Origin of the sequence: Bacillus sp. FSL W8-0645, assembly GCF_038007905.1 — a bacterium.
GTDB lineage: Bacteria > Bacillota > Bacilli > Bacillales > Bacillaceae > Bacillus > Bacillus pumilus.
Map to the genome: position 1 here is coordinate 255710 of NZ_JBBOYC010000001.1, position 22375 is coordinate 278084.

Annotated in this window: 22 protein-coding genes; 16 read left to right on the forward strand and 6 right to left on the reverse strand. The window is 42.5% G+C overall.

What is annotated here, in order from left to right; all coding sequences use genetic code 11:
• The first annotated feature begins 27 nt into the window (after positions 1-27).
• The 3 genes from NST39_RS01435 to NST39_RS01445 are packed head-to-tail and all read left to right on the forward strand — an operon-like array spanning position 28 to position 1092.
• Positions 28-345 (forward strand): PadR family transcriptional regulator, encoded by a 318-nt coding sequence (locus tag NST39_RS01435; protein WP_003217253.1) that lies wholly within the window; start codon positions 28-30, stop codon positions 343-345.
• Positions 338-925, forward strand: coding sequence for a DUF1700 domain-containing protein (locus tag NST39_RS01440; RefSeq protein WP_065098716.1), 588 nt, complete (start codon positions 338-340; stop codon positions 923-925). Before NST39_RS01435 ends, NST39_RS01440 begins: the two co-directional genes overlap by 8 nt.
• On the forward strand, positions 922-1092 hold the full coding sequence (locus tag NST39_RS01445; RefSeq protein ID WP_181462024.1) for a hypothetical protein: 171 nt from the start codon (positions 922-924) through the stop codon (positions 1090-1092). The genes NST39_RS01440 and NST39_RS01445 overlap by 4 nt, the downstream gene beginning before the upstream one ends.
• Positions 1093-1154: 62 nt before the next feature.
• On the opposite strand, the gene NST39_RS01450 is transcribed toward NST39_RS01445, so the two are convergent.
• Positions 1155-2372 (reverse strand): multidrug effflux MFS transporter, encoded by a 1218-nt coding sequence (locus NST39_RS01450; protein ID WP_065098717.1) that lies wholly within the window; start codon positions 2370-2372, stop codon positions 1155-1157.
• Between the two features lie 213 nt (positions 2373-2585).
• Here NST39_RS01450 and NST39_RS01455 point away from each other — a divergent pair, with 213 nt between their 5' ends.
• A complete protein-coding gene (locus NST39_RS01455; protein ID WP_044139215.1) occupies positions 2586-3134 on the forward strand; it encodes a GNAT family N-acetyltransferase in 549 nt (182 codons plus the stop codon).
• A 47-nt stretch (positions 3135-3181) separates the two neighbouring features.
• Here NST39_RS01455 and NST39_RS01460 read toward each other — a convergent pair whose 3' ends face one another.
• Positions 3182-3385: a hypothetical protein gene (locus tag NST39_RS01460; RefSeq protein ID WP_044139216.1), complete on the reverse strand. Its 204-nt coding sequence runs from the start codon at positions 3383-3385 to the stop codon at positions 3182-3184.
• Positions 3386-3500: 115 nt separating this feature from the next.
• Between NST39_RS01460 and NST39_RS01465 the strand changes: the two genes are divergently transcribed.
• Positions 3501-4040, forward strand: a complete 540-nt coding sequence (locus NST39_RS01465) for a DUF402 domain-containing protein (RefSeq protein ID WP_181462025.1) — start codon at positions 3501-3503, stop codon at positions 4038-4040.
• Positions 4041-4077: 37 nt separating this feature from the next.
• On the opposite strand, the gene NST39_RS01470 is transcribed toward NST39_RS01465, so the two are convergent.
• On the reverse strand, positions 4078-5709 hold the full coding sequence (locus NST39_RS01470) for a S8 family serine peptidase (RefSeq protein ID WP_445662374.1): 1632 nt from the start codon (positions 5707-5709) through the stop codon (positions 4078-4080).
• A 168-nt stretch (positions 5710-5877) separates the two neighbouring features.
• Here NST39_RS01470 and NST39_RS01475 point away from each other — a divergent pair, with 168 nt between their 5' ends.
• From NST39_RS01475 to NST39_RS01490, 4 genes are all read left to right on the forward strand, one after another.
• Positions 5878-7359, forward strand: coding sequence for an amidase (locus NST39_RS01475; RefSeq protein ID WP_340962276.1), 1482 nt, complete (start codon positions 5878-5880; stop codon positions 7357-7359).
• 37 nt (positions 7360-7396) lie between these two features.
• Positions 7397-7960, forward strand: coding sequence for a TetR/AcrR family transcriptional regulator (locus tag NST39_RS01480; RefSeq protein WP_003217172.1), 564 nt, complete (start codon positions 7397-7399; stop codon positions 7958-7960).
• 80 nt (positions 7961-8040) lie between these two features.
• Positions 8041-9063, forward strand: coding sequence for a quercetin 2,3-dioxygenase (locus NST39_RS01485; RefSeq protein WP_340960257.1), 1023 nt, complete (start codon positions 8041-8043; stop codon positions 9061-9063).
• A 149-nt stretch (positions 9064-9212) separates the two neighbouring features.
• Positions 9213-10346 (forward strand): zinc-dependent alcohol dehydrogenase, encoded by a 1134-nt coding sequence (locus tag NST39_RS01490; RefSeq protein ID WP_341026615.1) that lies wholly within the window; start codon positions 9213-9215, stop codon positions 10344-10346.
• A 177-nt stretch (positions 10347-10523) separates the two neighbouring features.
• Here the strand turns inward: NST39_RS01490 and NST39_RS01495 are convergent, their stop codons facing one another.
• The gene (locus tag NST39_RS01495; RefSeq protein ID WP_044139220.1) at positions 10524-10961 is read right to left on the reverse strand and encodes a MarR family winged helix-turn-helix transcriptional regulator; all 438 of its coding nucleotides are present in this window, start codon (positions 10959-10961) and stop codon (positions 10524-10526) included.
• A gap of 261 nt (positions 10962-11222) precedes the next feature.
• Between NST39_RS01495 and NST39_RS01500 the strand changes: the two genes are divergently transcribed.
• From NST39_RS01500 to NST39_RS01515, 4 genes are all read left to right on the forward strand, one after another.
• Positions 11223-12731, forward strand: a complete 1509-nt coding sequence (locus NST39_RS01500; RefSeq protein ID WP_341026616.1) for a class I adenylate-forming enzyme family protein — start codon at positions 11223-11225, stop codon at positions 12729-12731.
• A gap of 66 nt (positions 12732-12797) precedes the next feature.
• A complete protein-coding gene (locus NST39_RS01505; RefSeq protein ID WP_044139222.1) occupies positions 12798-14180 on the forward strand; it encodes an amino acid permease in 1383 nt (460 codons plus the stop codon).
• A gap of 100 nt (positions 14181-14280) precedes the next feature.
• Entirely contained in the window at positions 14281-14646 is a 366-nt protein-coding gene (locus tag NST39_RS01510) for a VOC family protein (protein WP_065098723.1), read from the forward strand.
• Between the two features lie 309 nt (positions 14647-14955).
• Positions 14956-15816: an alpha/beta fold hydrolase gene (locus tag NST39_RS01515; protein ID WP_106029660.1), complete on the forward strand. Its 861-nt coding sequence runs from the start codon at positions 14956-14958 to the stop codon at positions 15814-15816.
• Between the two features lie 39 nt (positions 15817-15855).
• Here the strand turns inward: NST39_RS01515 and NST39_RS01520 are convergent, their stop codons facing one another.
• Together NST39_RS01520 and NST39_RS01525 are read right to left on the reverse strand one after the other, a co-directional pair.
• Positions 15856-17283, reverse strand: a complete 1428-nt coding sequence (locus tag NST39_RS01520; protein WP_065098724.1) for an alanine/glycine:cation symporter family protein — start codon at positions 17281-17283, stop codon at positions 15856-15858.
• A 33-nt stretch (positions 17284-17316) separates the two neighbouring features.
• Positions 17317-18297: a glutaminase gene (locus NST39_RS01525; protein ID WP_185108594.1), complete on the reverse strand. Its 981-nt coding sequence runs from the start codon at positions 18295-18297 to the stop codon at positions 17317-17319.
• 518 nt (positions 18298-18815) lie between these two features.
• Here NST39_RS01525 and NST39_RS01530 point away from each other — a divergent pair.
• The 3 genes from NST39_RS01530 (at position 18816) to NST39_RS01540 (ending at position 22325) form a co-directional block, all read left to right on the forward strand.
• Positions 18816-20102, forward strand: coding sequence for an ATP-binding protein (locus tag NST39_RS01530; protein WP_113768647.1), 1287 nt, complete (start codon positions 18816-18818; stop codon positions 20100-20102).
• A 4-nt stretch (positions 20103-20106) separates the two neighbouring features.
• The gene (locus NST39_RS01535; protein WP_113768648.1) at positions 20107-21048 is read left to right on the forward strand and encodes a response regulator; all 942 of its coding nucleotides are present in this window, start codon (positions 20107-20109) and stop codon (positions 21046-21048) included.
• A gap of 191 nt (positions 21049-21239) precedes the next feature.
• Complete coding sequence (locus NST39_RS01540; RefSeq protein ID WP_113768649.1) at positions 21240-22325, forward strand: SEC-C metal-binding domain-containing protein; 1086 nt, start codon at positions 21240-21242, stop codon at positions 22323-22325.
• Positions 22326-22375 lie beyond the last annotated feature (50 nt).

A 22375-nucleotide genomic window follows, 5' to 3' on the forward strand; every position in this document is an offset into this window, starting at 1 on the left:
TAGTATAAATGGTTAGGAGTTGTAATCATGAATGCACAATTAAAAAAAGGGTTGCTGGAATTCTGTGTACTGGCGGTATTAAAGAAAGGCGATTCCTATGGTTATCAAATGATTAAAGATATGTCCCATTGTATTGAGATTTCAGAATCGACATTATATCCGATATTAAAACGGTTAGAACAAAACAATTATGTAGAGACCTATTCCCAAGAACACAATAGTCGATTAAGAAAATACTACCGGATGACAAAAAGCGGCCGTGAGCATATGGCGCAGTTTTTAGCGGAATGGGATCAAGTGATGGCGATTTACGACTTTATTTCTGGAGGACAGGGCAATGAATAAAAAAGAATTTTTAGCCAGCTTAGAGAAGCACCTGCATCGTCTAGGCGAAAAAGAAAGTGATCGGTTCATCGAGTATTACGATGAAATGATCGAGGATTATCAGGAAGATGGATACAGTGAACAGGAAGCGGTCGATCAAGTCGGGCAGCCTACCATCATCGCTGAAGGGATTTTGAAGGAACAAGGAATCAAAACCGTTCAGGTGCCGACGTTTGGAGAAAAAGCCACAAGGCTCTCCATCCTCATTTTAGGCTTTCCGTTATGGGGTAGTATTCTAGCAACAGTCTTCCTGCTGATTCTTTCTGTGTATATGGTGATTTGGTGCATTCCGCTCGTGACAGGTACAATGACGCTAGTTGGTCTGCTCGGAGGTTTTTGGAGCATCATTGGTTCTCCATTTATCTTTCAGGACGGTTTGCATGTGGTAGTGACGCAGATTGGCGTTGGTATTCTTCTATTAGGTGTCGGATTATTATGCGGCATGGGCACGGTGTATTTGACAAAGCTATTTGTTCAAATGACTGTTCAAACCACTAAGGCATTCATGGGAATGTTTAAAAAGAAGGTCGTGAGAATATGAATGTGAATGATTTAAAAAAGCAATGCATCAAATGGGGGATCATCTTCACCGTTGTCGGGGGAATTGTAATGGTAATTGGTTTTGGACTATCAGGCTTTGACCTAGATGCATATCACAACAATGACCAGAACAATGTGTTCCGCACCATCAATTGGAGCAAGCCATAAAAAGAAGACAAAGGGCTAAAATCAAGATCATTTTAGCCCTTTGTCAACAATCTGAGACCCGCTTATGCGGGTCTTTTTTTCGCTCGAATCACAAAGAAGAAATAACAGCAAAGTGCACCTAGTTCACAAAGCATAATAATCAGACCCATTGGAAAGGCTGTTTGGCTTCCGGCTAGTCCGACAAGAGGCGTCATGCAGGCGCCTAGCAGCATTTGTGCCACACCAATGAGTGCGGCTGCACTTCCTGCATGTGCGCCGTGATGCTGCATCGCAAGAGACGGGGCAGAGGTGCCGACAATTCCAACGCTTGAGACCACAAAAAAGAGCGGAATGAGAATACCATACAACCCTGCATCAATGGAGATCATCAAAAATAAGGTGACGCCGCCTAAGGCAGCTATCAGCAATCCAATGCGAAGAACCTTCTCTTCGCCGATTTTAGCAGCGACGCGGGCAAATACTTGTCCAGCCGTGATGATCCCGAGACTATTCACCGCAAAGGCAGCACTGAATCCTTGTGGAGAAAGGTGAAAAAGCTCCTGAAGCACAAACGGTGAGCCAGAAATATAAGCAAACATCGCTGCGAATACAAGACCTTGGGAGAGGGCATACCCAACAAAGAGACGATCACTCGCTAAAATTTTCATGGCACCAACAATCTGTTGAAAGCCTCCTGTCTGTCTGCGCTCCGCAGGTAAACTTTCTTGAAGTGAAAAAATGGATCTCAGCAGCATCAAGGCCCCGAGAATTCCTAATAGAACAAATACACCCTGCCATGTGGTAAAGCGTAACATCTGTCCGCCCACGATAGGTGCAGCTGCCGGAGCAACCCCGTTGACCAACATGAGCAGTGCAAAGAATTTCGTCATTTCTGAGCCTTCATAATGATCACGCACAATGGCTCGTGCAATGACAATGCCTGCTGAACCAGCGAGCCCTTGAATCAATCTTAAGAGGATGAACGTCCAAATCGACGTGACCACCGTACATAAAAGGGATGCGGCGATAAAAATGATTAAGCCGATCATCAGCGGTTTTCTTCTGCCGATCGTATCACTGATAGGGCCTGCAATCAGCTGTCCAAGCGCCAGTCCAATCAGACAAGCCATCAGACTTAATTGGGACAAAGCCGTGCTCGCTTCAAAATCACGTGCAATATTAGGTAAAGCAGGTAAATACATATCCATTGCAAGCGGTGCAAGGGCTGTTAAAGACCCAAGCAATGCAGCAAGGAGAAATCGGTTTTTTTTCGATTCTTGGGGATAAGATAAAGAACTCATATGATCATTACACTCCTCGTATACTTCCTCAAAATAGCATAATGAATCAAGCGCTCCTTTTCAATGGAAATTTTCAAAGAGGATTCCGTGCAAAATGATTGATCTTTCGAATGAGACTCTTTACATTGAATGAGTAGAGAAAAGAACAAGGTCATCGACATGCAGTATTTGCATGATACGTATATCTAGCAATAGAGAGCAGGAGGTGCTGACATGGAGCAGCAAGAGCTGATCATTCGTCAAGCAGTCAAAGAAGATCATGAAGCGATCAGACAAGTACTAATCAAGTCCTATTCGCAATATGAACCTCAATTTACAGAGGAAGGCTGGCAAAATTATTCTGCTGCGCTTGCAGCAGCTGTAGATAATCCGAACATGGAGCTGATGCTTGTGGCGGAGCTTGAAGGTAAGGTCGTGGGGACGCTTCAAATGTTCCGGTCATCAGAGCAAGCGTATGACAAACCCGAAATGGGCATTACATCAGCCATCGTCCGGTTTTTAGGAGTAGATCCCGATGTCAGGGGAAAAGGAATTGCAGAGTCATTGTTACGTAAAAGTATTGAACTCACGCAATCATGGGGCGAAAATGTTCTGTACCTTCATACATCTGATAAAATGCAGGCTGCCATTCGTCTATATGAAAGAATGGGCTTTGAGCGTGCACTAGATAAAGAATTTGTGAATCAAAATGGGACGCATGTCAAAAGCTATCAATATGTCATCCAAAAAGAACAGCCGGCTGGTTCATCACATCACGCGTAATAAAAGGAAGAGCACGTCCCCAATGGACAGCTCTTCCTTTTTTCAATTTACGCCCACAGTACAAGCGCCCAATATGATACCAACCACGAGATTAAACCGAACATAACAAAGAATTTTAACATGTGCTCATAAGGAGATAGCTTTCGTTCTCGCTTTGTTTTCACCAGCCGCCAATAAAGGGCATAGCCGCAAAAAATGAGGATGATTTGTCCAAGCTGTGTAAGGTTCTCAAGAATCGAGATTCCGTTCATTTATTTCACCTCATCATAGGTCTTCCATATGTGAATGCAGCAACCCTTTATTTTTTCAAAAAAAAATCGGTGTATACTGGAAAGAGAGAAACTAGATGCAAGAGGGAGTTGTGACATGGTGTTTTCGCTACATGCGGATCGGTGGGATGAAGTAATCGAGAGAAAAATCAAATACGATCAGAAGGTTGTGGAACATACGTGTCAGCTGTTAGATGTTCAGGGACAGCAGGCTGTACTTTTTCACAAGATTGAAGACACGTTTACGATGAGGGCAGGCGATGGTAGTCTGACCATTCCAAAAGGGAGCTATACGACCGCCTATTATTGGAAGGATCGACCTTACAATATTTACTTCTGGAGGGATGATCAAGGGAAGGAACTTGGGTCTTATTTTAATATTGTAGGGAATACATGGTTCAACGGCCAGCTGGTCATGTTTGAAGACCTCATTGTTGATCTTCTCGTTCTTCCGAATGGTGATTTTTTTGTATTGGATGAAGATGAGTTGCCGGAGAGTTTAGCAGATTTTGAACAAGGTTCAGTGCGCCGGGCATTAGAGGGTGTGATGGCTTCGTTAGAAAGCATACTCGATCAAGTGAGGGCAGATGTCGAAGGGAAATATCATCACAGCTTGTTTGCGCCGCTGTTGAAATAAAAAAACGATTCCTTTCAGCGAGGAATCGTTTTTTCTGTTACACCTTGATACGGTTTAATCGTTTTTGTAAACTGGTTTTCGTTTTAGAAGCTTTTAGCTGTTTGACAGCGGTTTGCGCTGCTGCTTTTGTTTTCTTCGTTCGTTTGGTTTCCGCTTTTTTGACCTTTTGTTTGGCGTCTGTCACTTTCTTTTGATAGGCGACCTGTTTTTTGACTTTGTCGAGCCGATTTTGCAGGCTTGTTTTTTCTTTGCCTTTGTTTAACTTTTTGATGGCCGCTTGTGCGCTTTTAATGGCGCCTTGTGTTTTGCTTTTTTCGGCTGTTTGAACCTTTGCACGTGCCAAGCGGATATCAATGGTTCCTTGTACCTTTTTCACCCGTTCAGTGAGTGCTGTTTTTTGTTTACTTGCAGTGAGTCGGCCAATTCTCGTTTTGGCTTGATTGACATCTGCCTGCTTTTTAGAAGTTTCGGCTGTTTTGACAGCGCTAGTCGCAGCCTTCAAAAAGCTTGATTGTGCTATATATTGCACGCGGCCATAGCCGAATTGTGGATCCTTTCCTTTTGCGCCAAGATCCACTGTATAGCTGCGTAATAAGGTGCGAAGCTGAACATTTGTTTTCTTCGGGTGAAGCTGCTTCAACAGTGCCAGCATGCCTGTGACATGCGGCGTGGCTTGTGATGTACCTGTTGCATACCAATATTCATTTTTTAAATAAGTGCTGATGACGTTCTGACCAGGGGCAGAAAATTCAATACCTTTCCCTGTATTTGAGATAGATGCGAGTTTGTCTTTGTCCGTCGTGGCAGAAACGGCAATGACGCTATTGTACGCGGCAGGGTAGCTGATATGATTCTTCTTCCCATCATTCCCGCTTGCAGCGACCACAAGCAGTCCTCTTTTGTATGCTTCATCCACTGCTGAACGCAAAATAGGGATATTGTCTTCAAAACCTAGACTTAAATTCATAATATCCATCTTGTTGCTAATGGCCCAATCGATTCCTCGAAGCAGGCTGTACAAGTCGCCTTCTCCCTTTTTATCTAACACTTTTACAGCATATAGCTTCGCACCAGAAGCGACGCCGACTGTGCCATAATCGTTATTGAGCGCACCAATCGTGCCTGCTACATGTGTGCCATGCCCTTGATCATCTTTATAGGAAGTTGTGTACTTCACAAATGATTTACCGCCGGATATCTTTAAATCCTCATGTGGAGAAATTCCAGTATCTAAAACGGCTACCTTCACATTTTTCCCCGTGACGCCTTCTTTTATCGCTTGCTTTACATTCAGCTTTTGCAGGTTGTAAGATTTTTGAACCAATGCATCCTGATTCGTAGAGGCAGCGGTTTTTTTAATCTTAGAAGAAGCGAGTTTGACCTTTATGTTTTTTGAGACATACGCGATGTTGGGATCTTTTTTGAGTGACGTGACCGCTTGTTCATCTGCTATCACAGCGACAGCGGGAAGATGTATGTACTGTGCGTTCACTTTTTCACTTTCTTCAATAGCTGTTTGCTTTCCTTTTTGGTTTTTATAGACGATGATGACATCTGTTTCTTTTGGCGGTGCAGCTGCCTGCGAATGGTAAGGCAAGGCAGTTGTCAACGCAAGAAGAAACGCGATGACTACGACGATTTTCTTTTTCAAGGCGATAGCCCCTTGCATACGATGACCTCCGTCTTTTTTTCTCTATTATATCGGAGAAATGAGAAGGATGGTTAGAAGAATCATATTGTTTGTCAGAAAGTTTTTTTACAAGTAACCTGAAATTGAAATTCATACAAATCTAGTAGACAATAGAGAGATCATAATAAGAGAAAGTAGGATATGCTGATGAACGTAAAAGAGTATATGACGTATGATGCGACAGGCTTGGCAGCACTTGTACGGAATAAGCAGGTAACACCAGATGAGCTTGTACAAGCTGCATTTGCTAGATTGAATGAGGTCAATCCTGAACTAAATGCGTTGATTCAGACAAGACAAGATCAAGTATTAAAAGAAATCAAGACATTACATACGAATCAGCCGTTTGCAGGCGTTCCACTTGTACTGAAAAATATATCGCAAGGACTGGAAAATGAACCGCTGACAGCTGGTGCTGCTTTGTTAAAGGATGTAAAGGCAAAAACGGACTCCCACTTTGTCCAGCGATTGAAGCAGGCTGGATTTCTCATGATGGGACATACAAACACACCAGAATTTGGATTAAGGAATGTAACAGAACCTGCTTTACATGGTCCAACGAGGAACCCTTGGCATCCTGACTATTCCCCTGGCGGTTCAAGCGGCGGGACGGCAGCAGCTGTTGCAAGCGGCATCGTACCTGCTGGTGGAGCAAGTGATGGTGGAGGTTCCATTCGGATTCCAGCATCCTTTACAGGTTTGTTCGGTCTCAAGCCAACAAGAGGAAGAACGCCGGTAGGACCAGGCGTAGGAAGGCAGTGGCAAGGGGCATCCATTGACTTTACACTTACAAAAACAGTGCGGGACAGTGCAGCTCTTCTTGATCTGCTTCAAGTCATTCAGCCTGAAGCAGCTTTCCAAACGCCATTATACGACGGCAGCTATCAAGAAGATCTAGTGAAACGTACATCTTCTATGCGAATTGCTTACAGTGTAGAATCTCCAGTTGGTACGAAGGTCAGTGAGGAAGCGAAGCAGGCGGTGCAGCAAACAGTGAAATGGCTGAGTGATCAAGGGCACCAAGTAGAAGAAGCAGGGCCTGCAATCGATGGGATTCATCTCATGCAGCAATACTACGTCATGAACAGCGGAGAAATGTCTGCACTATTCATGTCCTTGAATCGTTCATTAGGACGTCCAGTCAATCCGGAGGAAACAGACATCGTGGCATGGGTGTTGGCGGAGGCTGGCAAAAATGTAACCGCAGCTGCTTACACAGAAAGTCTTGATGCATGGGATATGGCAGCTGCACAAATGGCGTCATTTCATCAAACCTATGATCTCTTTGTGACACCAGCGACTGCCTATTCTGCTCCTAAGGTTGGTGAGTTGATGCATTCGAAAGAAGAAATCACTGAACTTTTACGTGTGTCATCTCTCTCAATGCAAGCGCAGCAGGATCTCATTTATGACATGTTCTTAAAGAGTCTGACCTACACACCATTTACACAGCTTGCCAACTTAACGGGTCAGCCTTCTATGAGCGTTCCTGTTCATCTCACTAAGGCGGGCATGCCTTTAGGGGTACAGGTAACAGCACCTAAGGGGAAAGAGGATTGGCTGCTTCGGCTTGCAGCAGAGATGGAGACATCCTCGATTTGGAAAGGAACAAATCAACTCATACGTTGAAACGACATTGGTCTATGGAGGGAAAGGAGTGTCACACGTGAGTACGAAGGATAGAATTATTCAAACGGCCGCACTTCTTTTACGCAAACAGGGGTATCATGCGACAGGATTGAATCAAATCATTAGAGAGAGCGGCACGCCTAAAGGATCTCTTTATTATTATTTTCCAAACGGAAAAGAAGAGCTAGCCATAGCAGCCGTTGAATATATTAGTCAAAAGGTCATCAATCGAATTGAAGAAAGCTTTGCCTATTCGGATGATCCTTATATCGCCATCGACCGCTTTATGACAAACATCATCCGGGGATTTACGGAGCAAGAAAATGAAAGAGGGATTCCGATTGTCTTGCTGGCGGCAGAATCCAAGCCAGAACATACGCAGCTTCATACTGCATGTAAACAAGAAATGATCCGCTGGCAAAAGCTTGTGAAAGAAAAGCTCATGAACAGCGGATATGAAGAAAACAAAGCGGATGAGCTGGCTTCTCTCCTTCATTCAATGGTGATTGGGGGTCTATCGATGACCACCGCACTCAAACAAACGACCCCGTTAGAACATGTGAAATGTTACCTTAGACACTTATTTATGCGAGAAGAGTAAAATCTCTCGCATATTGTCTATCTATTATATCAATTGGTCTATATAATAAAGATAGTCAATTAGTCATGAGGAGTGATGGGATGTCGGAGCAACCGCAATCGATCAAGCAATCCGAAGGAACCTCTTTTTATACCGTGTCTGGTTCAGGGAAACTGTATGGGCTGGAAAATCAGCTTGTTCATGTGCTGGCAGAAGTAAATCAAACGAATCAGCTGTTTGAGCTTGTCTTAATCACAGGTGGGAAAGGAGCTTATTTTCCACTTCACTGTCATGAGCACTTATTTGAAACCATTTTTGTGCTGGAAGGAAAGCTTGAAGTGATCTTGGACGGTAAAAAATATATGGTCACAGCCTTCGATTATATTCATATCCCACCCAAAACGATCCATGGCTACAGAATGCATAGTCACAAAACAAGATTTATTTCATATACGTTGGGCGGACAAATGACAGATGTCTATCAGCAAATTGGGAAAAGGCTTCAGCGGAACGAATGGCCGATGACCGATCATGCTTTCGATGCAGACAGCTTTGAACAAGCTGAAAAAGAAAGCGATCTCATATTGATGCATGGTATCAGGCAGCTGTCAAATACAACTAAGCCCTCCGTATTATTTCATAGTCAGCTCCCTCAGGCGGTGCAGCCCTACGTATTAGAGGCTGGTGAAGGGAAGCAATACATTATTGATGGTCAGCTTCATGAGCTGATCGCAACAACAGAAACAACTGGAGGCGGATTCAGTCATTTTGTGATTGAAGGCGCGAAGGGAAAGTATTTTCCTCCGCATTATCATCAAGTACATACAGAAGCACTTTATTGCGTTGAGGGAAAAATGAATCTTCAATTGAACGGAGAGGATATATGCCTGATGCCGGGTGACTTTGCCTATATACCGCCGGATACAATTCACTCTTATGAATTCGTGTCCCATTCTAATAAATTTTTGCTTTTACTGCTCCCTGGAAAGATTGAGCAGTTGTATGAGCAATTTGAAGAATCACAAAGCCCGAGTATATGTCCTTATTTTATTCAAGAAGGGAACTTGATGATTGATCGAGAGAATTCCTCTCAATATGATTTGGTCTTTATCGAAAAAGGATAAATATGTAACGCGTTACACATGATTGAATAAGCGCCTGTCGAACCGATCGACGGGCTTTTTTGTTTTTTAATAATCCTGATCTGATGCATGAACCATCCATTCAAGGTGAAGCTATGTACAGATGATTTTCGCTAAAGGAGGAAATGCATGTGAGAGCTGTTACTTATCAGGGGAAAAATAGCATTGCAGTGAAGAAAGTAGATGCGCCATCTATTCAAGATCGGGAAGATGTGATTATCCGAATGACATCAACAGCAATTTGTGGATCTGATTTACATTTGTATCAGGGTAATTTCCCACTTCCAATCGGCTATGTGATTGGGCATGAGCCAATGGGGATTGTGGAGGAAGTTGGACCGAATGTCACGGCAGTGAAAAAGGGAGACCGTGTCGTTATTCCATTTACCGTTGCATGTGGTCAATGCCAATATTGTCATCACCACTTAGAAAGCCAATGCGACAACTCAAACCCGCACTACGATTCGGGTGGACTTTTTGGATATAGTGAGAAATATGGGAACTACCCTGGAGGACAGGCAGAATATTTACGCGTGCCTTTTGGAAATTACACCCCGTTTAAGATCCCAGGTGATTGTGAGCTTGAGGATGAACAACTGCTGTTCTTATCGGATGTTCTTCCAACTGCTTATTGGAGCGTGGAGCACGCCGGTGTGAAAAAAGGTGATACGGTCATTGTGTTAGGCTGTGGACCTGTTGGGTTAATGGCACAGCAATTTGCATGGCAAAAAGGGGCAGAACGTGTGATTGCGGTCGATTACATTGATTACCGTCTGCGACATGCAAAGCGGATGAGCGGCGTAGAAGTATTTGATTTTACAGAAGACCCAGACATGGGAGAAACGTTAAAGGAGCTCACCAAGGGTGGAGCCGATGTTGTGATCGATTGTGTGGGAATGGACGGGAAGAAATCGCCGCTTGAAAAAATTGAGCAGAAACTCAAGCTGCAAGGCGGAACAATTGGACCGATTCAAATTGCTACAAAAGCTGTTCGGAAATGTGGAACGGTTCAGCTGACTGGTGTGTATGGGGGGCTGTACAATATGTTTCCATTAGGCGCTTTTTTCGCAAGAAACGTCACGCTGAAAATGGGGCAGGCCCCAGCAAGAGGGTACATGTCAAAGCTTTATCAAAAAGTGACAACCGGTGAAATTGATCCTAGAGCAATCATCACACATCAATTGCCGTTAGATGATGCCGCTCATGCGTATCACATATTTAATGATAAGAAGGATGATTGTATAAAGGTCATTTTAAAGCCATAAAAAAGAAGGCTTAGGTTTATCCCTAAGCCTCAGCGTGTAGACAAACCCTCGCATTCGGTGTCAGGTCTGCGTTCCGGTGCTCACGAATCTAAATTCGCTCCGCTCCGGTACTCGTCCTTCCTAGACTGCAAAGGTTTTCTATCACGCTGAAAAGAGGACAAAGGCTTAGGAATTTTCCTAAGCCTTTAATGTGTGCTCGTCCATCATTTTTTCGATTAATTCAAAAAATGTTTTTTTATCTTCTTCTGAAAGGTGGTCGAACAGCTGATTGACAAGCAGCTGGCGGTTGTCGATCATTTGTTTTGCAATTTGTTCACCAGATTCAGAGAGTTCAATCCATACAGTACGGCGGTCATTATTATTTCGAGAGCGGATAATCAGCCCTTCATCTTCTAAGTGATTGAGAGCGGTTGTTGTTGCAGAGGGAGATAATGAAACTTCCTGCAGAATATTTTTCACAGTACATGATTGATGACGATAAATAATGCGTAAAATAAACCCTTTCACATTCGTGACGTTTTTCGGGATGTTCTCTTCATCTATTTGTTTCGTCGCCTTTAAATACTTTGTCAGCGCATGGTCTAATAAACTTGCCTCTAGCTCGAAATGTTGCATTCTCCATACCTCTTTTCCTATTGCATTCGCATTTTCCGATCAATTACTAGGTCTATCTTATCATAATAGTTATCATCATTTAAACCAAAATGGAAGACGGCTATAAAATTACCTATATTATCAATTAACATAAAGAACAATTCCAAATTGAAATGATTTTACTTTCAGCTGGTTTTATTTTAGAATGTGAATGAGATAAAATCTGCCAACCCATTCACTGGAAATTGGCTTTTGTAAATCAAACGTTTGGAGATGAAGATATTGAATACATTACAGGCATTACTTAACGACAGAATGGAACGCTCTTCACAAATTGAAGCGGTAACTGGCGGGGGTGTGTCTTATACATTTGAAGAATATGCAAAACGCATTGACCAGCTCGCTCATTACTTACATCAAAAGGGGATTCGAAAAGGGGACCGTGTTTGCTTTATTTGTCAAAACCATCATCACTTTTCAACGATTATGCTGGCAACCATTAAAGCAGGTGCAGTCGCTGTTCCGCTTAGCTGGCAGCTTACTTCCTTTGAGCTGGAAGGTATTTTGAAAAAAGCAGAGCCAAAGGCTTTATTTTTTGACCGTGAATTCCGTGACATCATTGCGGCAGTGAATGTGTCTTTAGAAGATTGCCTGATGGTGGAATCCGGTGTCAATGCGAAAACAACACAGCTGTTTGAAGACATTTTGGCTTCAAATGATGGAAGTAACCTTGCTGAAGAGGTATCAGAAGAGGATCTAGCGATGATTTTATTTACCTCTGGGACAACGGGGAATCCAAAGGGCTGTATGGTCGGACATGGACGAATCTATCAATTTTTAACAAGACATGGGAATCGAGGATTCGATCTGAAAGGAAAACGGTACTTGGCGAGTCACCCTCTGTATCATATGAGTTCGATTAATCACCTGATCGCAGCTGCGATTGAAGGGTATACGCTCGTCTTCTTACATGATGCAACACCGAAGCGCATTTTAGGAACGATTGAGAAAGAAAGAATTACGTTCATGATGGCTTTCCCATCAGCTTACACGTACATGCTAGAAGAAATGAAACGAGGTTCGTACGATCTCTCATCTTTTGAAATTGCGATTTCTGGCGGTACGAAGGTGCCGGTACGCTTAATTAAAGATTACAAAGAAGCAGGCATTCAGATGATGCATGGCTATGGAAGTACCGAAGCATGGGTTGTGAGTGCGTGGCATCCAGCGATGGGCGAGGATAAAATGGGCTCTGCAGGTAAAGTGGATCCGGATGTAGAAGTGAAAATCATGCACCCTGAGACAGAGGAGACATTGCCAGCTGGAGAAATTGGCGAAGTCGTTATGAGAAGCCCATTTTATTTCCTAGGCTACTATCATCAGCCTGACGCTACAGAGAAGGTGCTGAAAGATGGCTGGTTCCATATGGGGGATGCAGGGTATCTAGATGAAGACGGTTTTCTTTTCATCACAGGGAGATACAAAGATGTGATTCTGTACGGCGGGGATAATATCTATCCTGACCAAGTAGAAGAAGTCATTGATCAAATTCCAGGTGTGATTGAATCAGCTGTCATTGGGGTACCGGACGAATTATATGGTGAAGTGCCAAGTGCGTATATCGTAAAAGACGATTCCGTCGATTTTTGCGAAGAAGATGTGGTGAACTATTGCCAGGAACGTTTGGCAGATTACAAAGTGCCCTCCATTCATTTCACACAGGAGCTGCCAAAAAATAAGCTTGGTAAAATCATGAAGAAAGATTTACGTGAATTGGTTGTGAATGCGTAGTGCCTATTCTGCTATAATGAAATTTGAATGATTTTTTGTTTTTCTAACGTTTTGGAGGGAAAGGGTTTGCGACATATTCTACGTAAGAAACACATTCACGATTTGTTAGAACAGAGCAGGCAGCAAAAGGTAAAGAAAACGCTGGGCGGGCTCGATCTCACGCTCCTTGGTATAGGGGCAGTGATCGGCACGGGGGTCATGGTGTTAACCGGAATTACAGCGGCTAAGGATGCAGGGCCGGCTGTCATTTTTTCCTTTGCTATCGCAGCGATTGTGTGCAGTTTGGCAGCACTTTGCTATGCAGAAATGGCTTCAGCGCTGCCTGTATTCGGCAGTGCGTACATTTATTCATATACAACGATGGGTGAGCTTGTCGGGCATCTAATGGGATGGACGTTATTGTCCGTTTATATGCTGACTGCTTCAGCTGTCGCCAGTGGCTGGTCGAGCTATTTCAACAGCTTGCTTGAGGGGTTTGGGATTTCAATCCCCCATCAATTTTTAGCGGGACCGGAACAAGGCGGATATATGAATCTGCCAGCTATTATCATTGCCTTACTGATTGCGTGGATCTTATCAAGAGGAACGAAAGAAAGTAAAAAATTCAATAATATCATGGTGTTTGTGAAACTCGGTATTATTGTTCTTTTCATTGTAGTAGGCGGGTTTTATGTACAGCCATCTAATTGGCAGCCGTTCATGCCGTTTGGTGCAGAAGGCGTCATTGCCGGTGCTGCTGCTGTGTTTTTTGCCTTCTTAGGATTTGATGCGATTTCTGCTTCTGCAGAAGAGGTGAAAAATCCGCAGCGGAACCTGCCAATTGGCATTATTGGCTCATTACTCATTTGCACGATCATTTACATTGTCGTTTGTTTGATTATGACAGGTATGGTGCACTATACAAAACTGAATGTCACAGAGGCTATGTCCTATGTCTTGCAAAGTGTACATCAAAATAGCGTAGCCGGTATTATTTCTGTCGGTGCGGTCATTGGATTGATGGCTGTGATTTTCGCCAATAATTATGCAGCAACTCGAATTGCCTATGCGATGGGACGAGATGGTCTTTTGCCGAAAGTGTTTTCGAAAACAAACAAAAGCGATACGCCTGTTGCAAGCATATGGATGATTGGCGGCATGACAGCTGTTATTTCAGGGTTTATTGATTTAAAGGACTTGTCCAATTTAGCGAATATCGGTGCTTTATTGACGTTTGCAATGGTGAGTTTATCTGTGCTCATTTTGAGAAAGACACATCAGCAGCTTGAGAGGGGATTCCGGGTTCCATTTGTGCCGGTCTTACCTATTATTTCAATGGGCTGCTGCTTGTTCCTTATGCTCAACTTACCAGGCCGGACGTGGCTTTACTTTGGAGTTTGGCTGTTAATCGGTGTTGTCATGTACGCAGCGTATTCAAACAAACATAGTGAATTAGCGAAATCTTCATGAGAAAAAGGTGCAAATCCGTTGACGGTTTGTGCCTTTTTTCATACGATTTGGGATAAGCTATAAAAGAGAAGATGGACGGAATAAGAGGAGGATGAGGGGTATGATTAGTGTTAGTCCTTATATTGTGGTAGACGATGTGAAGGAATCTCTTCAATATTATCAAGGGATTTTTGGCGGTGATATTCATATTTTAAATGAACATCAAGACCGTGTGCTGCATGCAGAACTGCACCTTGGAGAATCGCTGCTTCACTTTTCAGATACGTTTGACCAAACACCAAAGCCTGAACATCTCAGATTGATTATGCAGTTTGACAATGAAGAAGAACTAAAGGCTGTATATGAAGCGCTAGAAGCTGATGGAGATGTACTGGTCGAATTACAGGATACGTTCTTTGGGGCACTTCACGGACAAGTACAGGACCGCAAAAATGGGTTGATCTGGGTGCTGAATTATATGAAATAGACGAAGACCTTCACCATTGTGAAGGTTCAGCGTGTAGACAAACCCTCGCATTCGTTGGCAGGTCTGCGCGCTGGTGCTCACGAATGTTCAATTCGCTCCGCAAAAGTAGCTGCCCTTCCTAGACTTCAAAGGTTTTCTATCACGCTGAAAAGAAGACAAAGTGCTAAAATAAACATCATTTTAGCACTTTGTCAACAATCTAGACCTTCACCATTGTGAAGGTTTTTTTGGGAGTGCTTTTATTTTCTGAAAAATGGAAAATATGCTATGTTGGAAGAATAAAAGAACAAGGAGAAAGGTGGCAAAGGGATGGAGCAAATTGAATTTCAATCAATCCAAACAAATGGTGTAACACTTCACACAGCAATGGCTGGACCTGAGGATGGCCCGCTACTTATACTGCTGCATGGATTTCCTGAGTTCTGGTACGGCTGGAAGAACCAAATTATGCCCCTGGCTGAGGCAGGCTATCGTGTCGTCGTTCCTGATCAAAGAGGCTACCATCTAAGTGATAAGCCAGAAGGAATCGAATCCTATGTATTAGATCAACTGAGAGATGATATCGTAGGGCTGATTAAGACGCTTAGTCCGAATCAAAAGGCGATTGTGGGTGGTCATGATTGGGGCGGGGCAGTTGCATGGCATTTGGCATCCACACGTTCTCAATATGTAGAGAAACTAATCATTGTCAACATGCCGCATCCGCGGGTCATGATGAAGGTTCTTCCATTTTATCCCCCGCAGTGGAAGAAGAGCTCCTATATCGCATTCTTTCAGCTCCCGAATGTGCCAGAGGCAGCTCTCCAGGAAAATCACTTTCAAAAGCTGGATGAAGCCATTGGGCTGACTGCAAGACCCCATTTGTTCACGAAGGAAGATGTATCAAGCTATAAGTTGGCTTGGACGCAGCCAGGGGCCATGACCTCAATGCTGAATTGGTACCGCGCCATCAAAAAGGGTGGCTTTGAAAAGCCGATATCAAAGCGCATTCTAGTACCTGTTCGCATGATCTGGGGGATGGAGGACAAGTTTTTAAGCAGAAAGCTGGCGAAGGAAACGATGAAGATTTGCCCAAATGGTCAGCTGATTTTTGTCGATGATGCCTCTCATTGGATCAATCATGAAAAACCAGAAGTGGTGAACAAACTTATACTCGAATTTTTGAACTAAAGAAAAAAGCTCTGGTCAGAGGACCAGAGCTTTTGTGATTTACCCAATATGATTCTTTTTCAACGAAGCAGGTTCGTCGTCCCAGCATTCAATTTTCTCATTGTTTGGAACGGCATTTTTATAGAAGACAGGATCCTTGCCTTCTTTTTTCTGTCTCGTATAATCCTTCAATGCTGCAAAGGCGACCTTAGACAGCATGGTAATGGCGATGAGATTGACGATGACCATGAGTCCCATGAAGAGATCGGCTAGACCCCACACGAGAGGAACAGTAGCAACTGCACCGAAAAGAACCATTCCAATAACGGCAATTCGATAGATGTTAAGCCAAACTTTGTTGGCTCCAAGGAATTCAATGTTCGTTTCACCGTAGTAATAGTTACCGATTAATGTACTAAAGGCGAATAGGAAAATCATGATAGCAAGGAATCCAGAGGCCCATGGTCCAATGTGCTGACTGAGTGAAGCCTGTGTTAATTCAATTCCTTGCAGGTTCGTTGTTTTGTATGCATCAGAGAACAGGACAAGGAAGGCTGTGCTTGTACAAATAATTAATGTATCTGTTAACACGCCAAACGCCTGGATTAATCCTTGTTTTACAGGGTGACTTGTCACAGCTGTTGCTGCTGCGTTAGGTGCACTACCCATACCAGCCTCATTCGAGAAAAGACCGCGTTTAATCCCTTGTAATAATGCGCCGCCTAATGTTCCACCAGCGAACTGTTCAAACCCGAAGGCGTGTTTCACAATCGTACTGATGACACCAGGAAGTTCAGTGATATTTGTCACAATAACAAAGAATGCAATTCCGATATAAGCTAGAGCCAGCACAACGACAATGTATTCAGAAGCTTTTGCAATGGCTTGGATTCCCTTGAAAATAATTGCTGCAAAAATAACAGCCATCACAATACCGACTGTTAAACGGTCTAATCCAAAGGAGTTTTCAAAAGCGACAGTGATTGTATTTGATTGCACCGCATTAAAGACGATTCCAAAAGAAATTGTAATCAGAATCGCAAATAAAATTCCCATCCAGCGCTTGTTTAACCCTTTTTCCATGTAATAAGCAGGTCCACCGCGGAATCCTGTTTTATCTTTCACTTTATACACCTGGGCTAACGTACTTTCAACAAAGCTTGAGGCAGAACCGATAATCGCTACGATCCACATCCAAAAGATTGCCCCAGGTCCACCAATTGCAATGGCGATGGCAATCCCTGTGATATTTCCTGTTCCTACACGTGCCGCCATACTGATGGCAAATGCTTGGAACGGTGATATCCCTTCTTTTTCTTTTCTTCCTTCTTTCAGGACACGCACCATTTCTTTAATCATTCTCACTTGCAGGAAGCGTGTTCTATATGTGAAGTAGACCCCAACTCCAAGTAACAGAGCAATGACAATATAAGTCCAAATAAAATCATTTGTATGTGTTAAATAAGATAGCAAAGCTTTTTCGTTCATAACATCACCTCTTCGAATTCATGACTGTTCATTTTAAAAAATACTGAGATCCCACTCTTTTGCGAGCTTTTTCAGCATCATGACACCGGTAATACTATTTCCGCAATCGTCAATGGCGGGACCATAAATACCGATTCCGCAGCCTGTCTGAAATGGAAATTCTCTTCTTGCGCTTGGCGGAACGCAAGCCATAATTCCTCCAGACACACCACTTTTGGCTGGAACGCCTACGAAAGCAGCAAAATTACCAGACGCATTATACATGCCGCATGTCAGCATCAATGCCTTTGTTAGTCTTGCGATATCTTTTGGAATGACTTGGACCTGTTTAAAGGGATGATAGCCATCACTTGATATAATCAGCCCAATCAAGGCGATGTCCTCTGTTGTAACCTCGATGGAACATTGCTTTAAGTACACTTCTAATGTGTCCTCGACATCTGATTCTAAATAATTGGTTTCTTTTAAGTAATAAGCAAGAGCACGGTTGCGGTGCGCAGTTGCCCATTCTGATTGATAAACCTCTTCATTGACAGATGGACGCTTTCCTATTAAGTTTTCGATTAAATCGAAAATATATGCTAGCTTTTCTGTAGAAGTCTTTCCGGGAAGGATGGAGGATACGGTAATAGCTCCAGCATTAATCATTGGATTAAAGGGCTTCCCTGGTTTATGCATCTCAAGACGATAGATGGAATTAAATGCATCACCAGTTGGCTCTACATCTACCCGGTCCAAGACGTAAGGAACGCCTCTTCCTAAACAGGCAGCTATAAAGCTGATGACTTTTGAGATACTTTGCAGGGTAAAGGGAACGTCCCAATCACCATATCGTACAGATGATCCATCTGGGCCTATCACGCTGATACCAAGTTGAGAGGAATTCACTTTTCCGAGTGCTGGAATATAGCCAGCGTTTTGTCCATTTTTGTAATACGGACGAATTTCTTCTGCCCATTGATCAACAGAAGACTGGCATGCGTGTTGTATATTATTAGAAATTGCTGTTTTCATACGATTCCTCCAATCAAAAATCAAAAAGTACCCTATTGAATTGGCGGATGACAAAAAATGCGATCAAATAGGCACGAAAACATGTTACACATCTTCAAAGAACTTGTCATGCGCTGCTTGTACCACTCCTTTACACCTAAATATATGTTCAAATGAAGGCTTTGGCGGCGAAAAAACAAAAAGGGTTTTTAGTGAAAATTCAGAAAACGCTTACATATAGTTTCACTAAAATTGTTCATTCAATTTATCTTGGAAACTACACAATCTGACGAAAATCTACAGAAAAACTTACAAATAAAAAATCGGTTTGTCGCTTATTGTCTAAACAATTCCCATTATTGTAGACAATATCCAAAATGCTGAATAGCTGAAAGGTCACCATGCCGTCTCGGTGAATAGTCATAAAAAAGGATTTTGAGGAAAGAAGGAGCTGTGAAAATTATTTTTTTGTACGTTGTGAAGAAAAGAGTCTCCTTGTATACTGTGGCTATGCAAAAAGGGGAAGGGGTGTCAGTCATTTGAGTTTAAACCAGCTTGTTAAAAAAGACGCATTCATATTAATTTTTATGGTGGTGATTGTGCCGCTTGCAGGAGAACTGAAGTTTTATCCTGTGAATGAGACGTTCCGGATCAGCTTTGGGGCACCTGCGTTTTTCTTTTGTTTATTACTCTTAAGGAAATCTAGACCGTTCTTGCCCGGGTTTTTAACAGGCGCAGCCATTGTGCTTTTTCGAGTAGGTTTAGATCTGATGCAGCATCATGCTGATCTCGCTGCATCATTTTATCAGCAATTCCCAAGTTTCTTTTTCTATTTTACATATGCATTCCTGTTCTTTGCCGTCCGTACGGGACGTTTTAAACAGCGCTCTATTTTTATTGGCATCATTGGTCTCATGATTGAATTAGTGGCTGATTTTGTTGAGCTCTTTGTACAATTTTTAGTGTTTGATACGACGATGACGCTATCAAAGCTGAGTGATATGTTTCTCATTGCATTTGCTCACAGCTTTGTCGTAATCAGCTTTTTTAATATGATGAAGCTATATGAGGCACAATCAAGAGAGAAGCAAATCATGAAACAAAATGAGCATATGATGATGGTCATTTCAAATTTATACGAAGAAACGGTTCATTTAAAGAAAACGTTAAAACATACAGAGCACATTACGCAAGAATCATACAGGCTTTATCGTCTCTTGCATGAACACGAAGCAGGGAAGAAAGTGAGTCAGGAGCTATTGAAGCTTGCAGGAGAAATCCATGAAGTGAAAAAGGATAATCAGCGTATATATGCTGGGCTTTCGAAGCTAATTTCTAAGGAAAATATGCAAGACTATATGAAGGCAGAAGAACTCGTTCAAATTGTACTCCGCATTCAAGAAAAGTATGCGTTCTCTCTAGGGAAAAACATCTCCTTTATATCTGATATAAGAGGCATTCATTTGCATGATTATCATGTGTTCATTTTTTTATCGCTCATTAATAATTTAATGGCAAATGCGGTTGAAGCCATAAAGGATAACGGAATGATCTCACTCGTATTGAAAGGAAGTCATGATAAAATAGAGATTCGGATTGAAGATGATGGCCCGGGGATTCCTGAAAAAATGAGAGAAATAGTATTTGATCCAGGCTATACTTCTAAATTTGATGCATATGGAACACCATCAACTGGGATTGGCTTATCCTATGTGAAAGAGCTGGTTAAAGAGCTTGGCGGTACAATTAAAATCGAACAAAGAGAAACAAAGGGAACAGCTTTTCAGCTACTCCTTCCTATACAAAATTTAATACAGAGAGGGTGAGTGTATGCGATTTTTCATTGCAGATGATGATCGTGCAATACGCTCGATTTTAGGACAAATCATTGAGGATGAAGATTTGGGAGAGGTCGTGGATGAAGCCGATGACGGTGTTGGATTAGAAGCCCATTCATTGAATCTAAAAAAAATAGACATCCTTCTGATTGACCTTTTGATGCCTGCTAGAGATGGCATTCAAACCATTCGTCATATTCACCCTGAATTCAAAGGTAAAATCATGATGATTTCCCAAGTAGAGGCGAAAGAGATGATGGCAGAAGCCTATGAATTAGGGATCGAATATTATATTCATAAACCTGTCAATCGAATTGAGATCGTCAGTGTGATTCGAAAAGTCATAGAGCGGATCAAACTCGAGAAATCGATTTGCGATATTCAAGCTTCCCTTCGCCATGTGCTGCCGTTAGAGCCTGTGATTTCTCATAATACAACGGGCAATGGATTGAAGAAAAGGACGATGAAAGAGGCGGGGGAATTTCTCTTATCAGAACTAGGAATTGTCGGAGAGAGCGGTTCTAAGGATTTACTTGAGATACTGATCTACTTACATGAAACTCAGTCAGCCAATTCTCATGAGGTTAATTTCCCGCCGCTAAAGCAGCTCTTTATCAAAACAGCGGAGAGGAAGCTGGATCATGGGGCAACCGATGTCGAAGTGATGAGGGAAGTGAAAGCGGCAGAGCAGCGGATTAGACGCGCTATTCATCATTCCTTGAATCATTTTGCTTCACTAGGATTAACAGATTTCTCGAATCCTAAGTTTGAGCACTATGCGTCGAAGTTTTTTGACTTTACCGATGTCAGCCAAAGAATGAAAGAAATGCAGAAGACCTCATCATCCGCAGGATCAACGGGCAGAGTCAATACGAAGAAGTTTGTTCAAATCTTTTATTTTGAGGCAAAGCAGTTATTTGAGGGAATGAGCTGAAGAAAATCTATTGGAATGATTGGAGAAAATAAACAGAAAAAGACCGCTATTCCTATGATTTGTCGTGATCTTCAAGTATCTTTATTATTTAACTGATCATTCTGATTTTTCTTTTTTCTTGAAAATAAAACTCTCTTGTGCAATCGTTTGTTAAAATAGTGAGGTTAGACTAGAATGTCGGAGGTTTTATTTTGGGAAAAATTAAACGAAATGCGCTCTGCCCTTGTGGGAGCGGAAAAAAATATAAACATTGCTGTGGTCAAAAGTCAGGCGGAGAACAAACGTCTGAGCTTGTGTTTAAGGAAGCTGTACAAGTTCAAAAGGATTTAATGAATTACGCATTCTCTAAACATCAGAGAGCCATCAATCAATTCATTAATGAGTTTTCTTTTCTTGCAGATATGGATAAAGAAACGCAACAAATCTCAGTCTTTCATTTGAGTGTATGGGGTATCTTCTTCCGTCCATTAACGGATCAGAAAGAAACCATCTTCCAAGAATTCCTGACAAAGAAAGCGGAGGATATTACCCGTCCGAAAACAAAACAAGTGGTTCAATCATGGACAGACATGGAGCCTTCTTTGCTTTTATTAAATGAAAAAACGGACGAGTCTCTTTACTTTGAGAATATGGTGACAGCTGAAAAGGTTGAAGTAGATGTAAAACCGGATCAAACAGTGCTGCCTGAAAAGGGAAGTCTCGTACTTGGATTCCCTGTTCAATTTGAAGAAAAAGCAGAGTTTTTCATTCAATATACGATGTTTGCGAAGGAGTTTACAGATACGCTTCTTCTTCAAGTTCGTCAGCTTGTTGAAGCATATGAGGCAAATGGAGGAACGCGCAGCACATTTATGAGAGAATCATTCCCTGACGTGTTGGAGTGCATGTTTGCGAAGCAAGAAGTAGAAGAATCAGAAACATCTGCTCAAACAGAAGGCGATACAGGTCTAACAGCAGATCGCATGGACTGGGCAAATGACGTTCAACTGGAAACAGCTAAGCTGATTGAAGACGGAATGAAGGAACACGGGGACCAAAGCTTGACTGATGGCGCTTTAACTGTGTGGAAAGCCTATTGTGATCAGAAATCACCTGTGATCCGTAAAGCAGCATCATTTGCTGCGGGAATCGAATACTACATTCATTCACTTGCAAGCGATGCCCCGCTTTCTCAAGCGCAAATAGCGAAAAAGTATGGCATTAGTGCGTCTACTGTATCGAGCCGTTTTAAAGATATTGAAAAAGCGGTGAAAGAAGAGCAAGAGGCGACTGTATAGCATAAGAAAAGACGCGGCACCTTCATTGGGCCAGCGTCTTTTTTAGTTCA